The 4,345-nt window shown below is 36.6% G+C and carries 4 protein-coding genes; 3 read left to right on the plus strand and 1 reads right to left on the minus strand.

Annotation, left to right across the window (positions count from 1 at the left end; translation table 11 throughout):
* The first annotated feature begins 137 nt into the window (after window positions 1-137).
* From ACTTKP_RS11425 to ACTTKP_RS11435, 3 genes are read left to right on the plus strand one after another with little or no spacing between them, the layout of a single operon-like run.
* Window positions 138-1,397 (plus strand): DUF5716 family protein, encoded by a 1,260-nt coding sequence (locus ACTTKP_RS11425; RefSeq protein WP_442554026.1) that lies wholly within the window; start codon window positions 138-140, stop codon window positions 1,395-1,397.
* Window positions 1,382-2,224, plus strand: coding sequence for a hypothetical protein (locus ACTTKP_RS11430; RefSeq protein ID WP_442554027.1), 843 nt, complete (start codon window positions 1,382-1,384; stop codon window positions 2,222-2,224). Before ACTTKP_RS11425 ends, ACTTKP_RS11430 begins: the two co-directional genes overlap by 16 nt.
* Window positions 2,208-3,326: a hypothetical protein gene (locus ACTTKP_RS11435; protein WP_442554028.1), complete on the plus strand. Its 1,119-nt coding sequence runs from the start codon at window positions 2,208-2,210 to the stop codon at window positions 3,324-3,326. The genes ACTTKP_RS11430 and ACTTKP_RS11435 overlap by 17 nt, the downstream gene beginning before the upstream one ends.
* Here the strand turns inward: ACTTKP_RS11435 and aroC are convergent.
* Window positions 3,302-4,345, minus strand: a 1,044-nt coding sequence (gene aroC, locus ACTTKP_RS11440; RefSeq protein WP_442554029.1) for a chorismate synthase, incomplete at its 5' end; no start/stop codon positions are given. The genes ACTTKP_RS11435 and aroC overlap by 25 nt on opposite strands.

Consider the following 4,345-nt stretch of genomic DNA (forward strand, 5'->3'; position numbering starts at 1 on the left):
CAGATAAATATGATGTATGTATGTAAAGATTTATCTGATGAAAAAACTCTTAAAGAGTATATGAAAAATTATTCAGTTCAAAATGAAATAATAGAAAATTTTTTTGGAGTCAAAGCCATAAGTAAGGAGTTAAGGTAATGAAGGATGGAATAGGAATTTTGATAGGGATGGATATATGTGAAGACTTTCTTCAACTAACTTATTATGACAGTGAGCTTAATTCTCCTGAGTCAGTTAGCAGAGGGAGAAATGAAGAGCAATATCTCATACCTGCCAGGATGGCCTATAGAAAAAGGAAGGATGACTGGATAATTGGCGAAGATTTGGCACAAGAAGGTAAAGAAGATATAAATGAGATAAAAAACTTCGTTAAAACAATAACAACTAATGAAAAAATAAGGGTTGGAGATAAAATTTATGAGGCAAGCCGGCTTATGGCATATTTTATTGGTGCAGCCCTAAAAGTGCTTAATGCATATTGTTCGTTTAAAGAAATAATCCATATTGGAATTACCTTAAAATCACTTACCAAGGAAACTGTTGATTTGATTGACTCTGCTATGAAAAACCTGGAAATTGAGGATGACAGGTATTCAATTTTAGACCATGATGAAGCATTTTTATATTATACTATAAATCAGGAACCTGAACTTTGGGTAAATGATACAGCTTTATTTGAATTAGATGATGACGGACTTCATTTTAGGATACTAAATATTGACAGAAAGTCAGAACCTATGATTGCCCAGGTGGCAAGAAGAGAAAAGGCTGATAAGCTTACAAGGCAGATGACGGGGTTAAGTAAAAATGAGAGCGGTAATCTTTTCTACACACTTTCACTTATGGCCTTGGAGGGCAGCGTTGTCTCTACGGTATATGCAGTAGGGAGGGGATTTTTAGACAGTTGGGGAGATGATACATTAAGAAAACTTTCTCCGGGGAGAAGGATATTCAGAGGACAAAACCTTTATGCAAAGGGAGCCTGTCTTGCTGCGAGGGATAAGACTTTAGAACGGCAGTCAGATATAATAATGTTGGGTGATGACAGGACTTCAGTAAGTTTGTCAATAAAGGCAGTCAAAGATGGAAGAAGCAGACGGATAGAAGTGGTAAAGCCGGGGGTTAAGTGGTACAGTGCAAAAGCCTGTCTTGATATTATATTAAAGGGTGAAAAAGAGTTAAGCATAGAGATTAAGGACTTTGTGACCGGCAAAGAGGAGCAGAGATTTATTTCTTTTGCAGGATTAGGCATTCAGGAAGAGAGTCTGGCAAGAATAAGGTTGTCTGTCAGGTTTAATGATAAAGATACCTGTATCATTAAGCTGGCTGATTTGGGCTTTGGAAGTTTTGTGCCTACTACAAACAGAGTTTGGGAGTTAATATGGGAAAAACAATAGTATGCAGCGGAAAAATGGCAGAGAGTCCTTATATAATAGCAGATACACAGAAAAAATTATATTCAATTGAGGAAATCTGTTATTATGTAAAGACAAGTATATATAGTATAGACTTAGGATTTTTTTGTCCAGAGCTGATAAATTTTATAATGGAAGATTTAGGTCTGCCTGAAACAGCGGCTAAATTAAAAAGTCTGGTAATGGGGAATTATTTTCTTAGTGATGTGATAACGGCATTGTTTTGTGGCTGTGATTTATACAGCAAAGAAGAAATACTTGAAACTGTAGAAATGGTTAAGTATTTGAGCAATATGCCGGTTTGGGAGAGACAGGCTTATATCGGTTATAAGAAGTTTGAGGAAAGAAAATTTTTATCTGCTTTAAAATATTTTAGAGCTACTCTTAGAGAGGAAAATGTTTCGAATAAGGATTACGGTGAAATATTGGAGTCAACAGGTATTTGCCTTATCCATGTATCCTCTTTTAAGGAGGCGGCTGAATATTTTCATAAAGCTTATAAATACACTCAAAAAACAGAAACACTTACTTTGGCTCTATTGGCACTAAAGCTTGGAAGTCAGGATAAAGAATTTCATGAGAATGCAAAAGAACTTACCGAGGATGAGAACCTGATTGCTGATGCTGAAAAAATGTGGAAAGAAGCTGAAAAAGCAGCTATGTCAGGAATGAATGCAAAAAATATTGATAATATGTTTGATAAGCTGAAAACTAATAAGGTAGCAGAAGGTTATAAAGAAATAGAAATGAAACTGGAAGAATTTAAGGTTGAATACAGGGAAGGAGCTTGGGATGGGCCTGTTTCATAAGAAGTCTAAGGAAAACATCCAAACAGAAGTAATAGAGGATTATGAAGGTGAAGTAAGGGGGATTTGTGAAAAAATTGACAATACCAATCTTCAGATAAAAATAATCCGTAAAGAATATGATGAAGTAAATCGATTTCTTCAAGATGCACAAATCATTGATGAACTTCCTGCGGAGCCTAAAGAAGAGCTGATGGATACCGCAAAACACTTGATTGAGCTTAGGCAGGATATATCCAAATTAAAAAGAAAGCGTACCGAGCTTACTGAATTTGAATTTGGTATAATGGAAAAGTATGAAGATGTGCTGCCGGATGAAATAAAGAGGCTGAAGAAAGAGGAAGAATACGAACTGGTAATTAAGAGTGATTTAAGAAAACTTGCGGGAGAAAAAGCTGTTTTAAAGCATGAGGAAGAGATGGAACTTGGCAGAAAGTTGTTCTTAAATAAGATGGGTATGGTGTCCGGAGTAGTTATAGGACTGCTTCTTGCTATGTATTTGATTCTTTATATGGTATTTGACACTTTTGCAGATACAGCATTTTTATTAACTGTTATCGGTGGAGTATTTATGGCATTTTATATTTTTTTGGAAACTGATAAGAACTCCAAGGCATTGAAGATGAATGCCGCAAAGGTGAATAAGCTAATATCTATTACCAATACAGTTAAGATAAAGTATGTGAATCAGAAGGCTTCGTTAGATTTCAGTCATGATAAATATGCTGTGAATAATGTGCTGGAGTTGGAATACAGGTATAATCAATATGCTTCATACAAAGCAGACGAGGCTGTGCGAAAAAAAGCTTCCTCAATTTATGAATTTTATAATAACAAGTACAAAGAGATTTTAACGGAATATAAGATTCATGATGCAGAGGTTTGGTCTTATCAGGCAGATGCAGTTGTAGATCATAAGGAGATGGTTGAAATAAGGCATAAGTTAAATGAACGCAGGCAGAAAATAAGAGAAAAGCTGGAAAAAAATGTAAAATTAATTACTGAGTCCGGCGAAAGACTGGCTAACATAGGTAAAAAATCACCGGAACTCAGCATCATGGTCAATGGAATGATGGAGTTTTATGGAATTGGGGAGGCATCATAAATTTTCTTCAAATTATCAAGCCTCGCAATGGAATTTTGAAGTAATAAATCAGCCAGTACAAGGGCTGTCATTGACTCAACTACAACTACCGCACGGGAAACTATAATCGGATCGTGACGGCCTTCTATATTTATTTCTAACTCTTCCATATTTTTATTCACAGTGTGCTGGGTTGCAGAAATTGAAGGAGTAGGCTTGAAAGCTGCTCGTACTACTAGAGTAGAACTATCGCTGATTCCACCGAGAACACCACCGGAATGATTTGTAGCCTTAGATATTTTGCCATCTTTTAATATGAAGGCATCGTTATTGCAAAGACCTGTGCTTTTGCCTGCAGCAAATCCATCCCCGATTTCTACCCCCTTAACTGCACCTATTGAAAAGAGTGCCTGTCCCAACTTTGCATCCAACTTATCAAAAACAGGTTCTCCCAAACCTGCGGGAAGTCCACGAACTATACATTCAACTACGCCGCCCGAAGAGTTTAATTCATTTTTTATACCAAGCAGATATTCTTCAGCTTTTTTTGTAGTATCTTCATCAGGAATAAATAATTTACTTTTTAACACCTCATCTCTTGTGAGTTCTGATTTATTAGCAAGAATTTGCTCGGGTAAGGTAATACTTCCGATTGAATGGGTGTAGGCAAGAACTTCTATGCCAAATTCCTTAAGTAGTTTAGCGGCAACTGCACCTGCTGCCACCCTTGCAAGAGTTTCTCTACCGGAAGAACGCCCGCCACCCCTATAATCCCTAAAACCGTATTTTTTGTCAAAAGTATAGTCAGCATGACCGGGGCGGTAGTATTCGGCTATTTTGTCATAGTCTTTTGAATGTTGATCTGCATTTCTTACCATCATAGAGATTGGTGTTCCGGTTGTGAAGCCGTTAAATATTCCTGAAAGAATTTCTATCTCATCTGATTCTTTTCTGGGTGTAGTAAAACTATTAGTTCCGGGCTTTCTTCTATTCATATAAGCCATAACATCATCTTTATTGAGGGGAAGTCCGGCAGGACA

The organism is Catonella sp. (assembly GCF_052169795.1).
Classification (GTDB): domain Bacteria; phylum Bacillota; class Clostridia; order Lachnospirales; family Lachnospiraceae; genus Catonella.

Excerpts from the sequence above, each read along its gene's own strand:
- ACTTKP_RS11430 (WP_442554027.1), top strand. The coding sequence starts at position 1,382 with ATGGGAAAAACAATAGTATGCAGCGGAAAAATGGCAGAGAGTCCTTAT.
- ACTTKP_RS11425 (WP_442554026.1), top strand. The coding sequence starts at position 138 with ATGAAGGATGGAATAGGAATTTTGATAGGGATGGATATATGTGAAGAC.
- ACTTKP_RS11435 (WP_442554028.1), top strand. The coding sequence starts at position 2,208 with ATGGGCCTGTTTCATAAGAAGTCTAAGGAAAACATCCAAACAGAAGTA.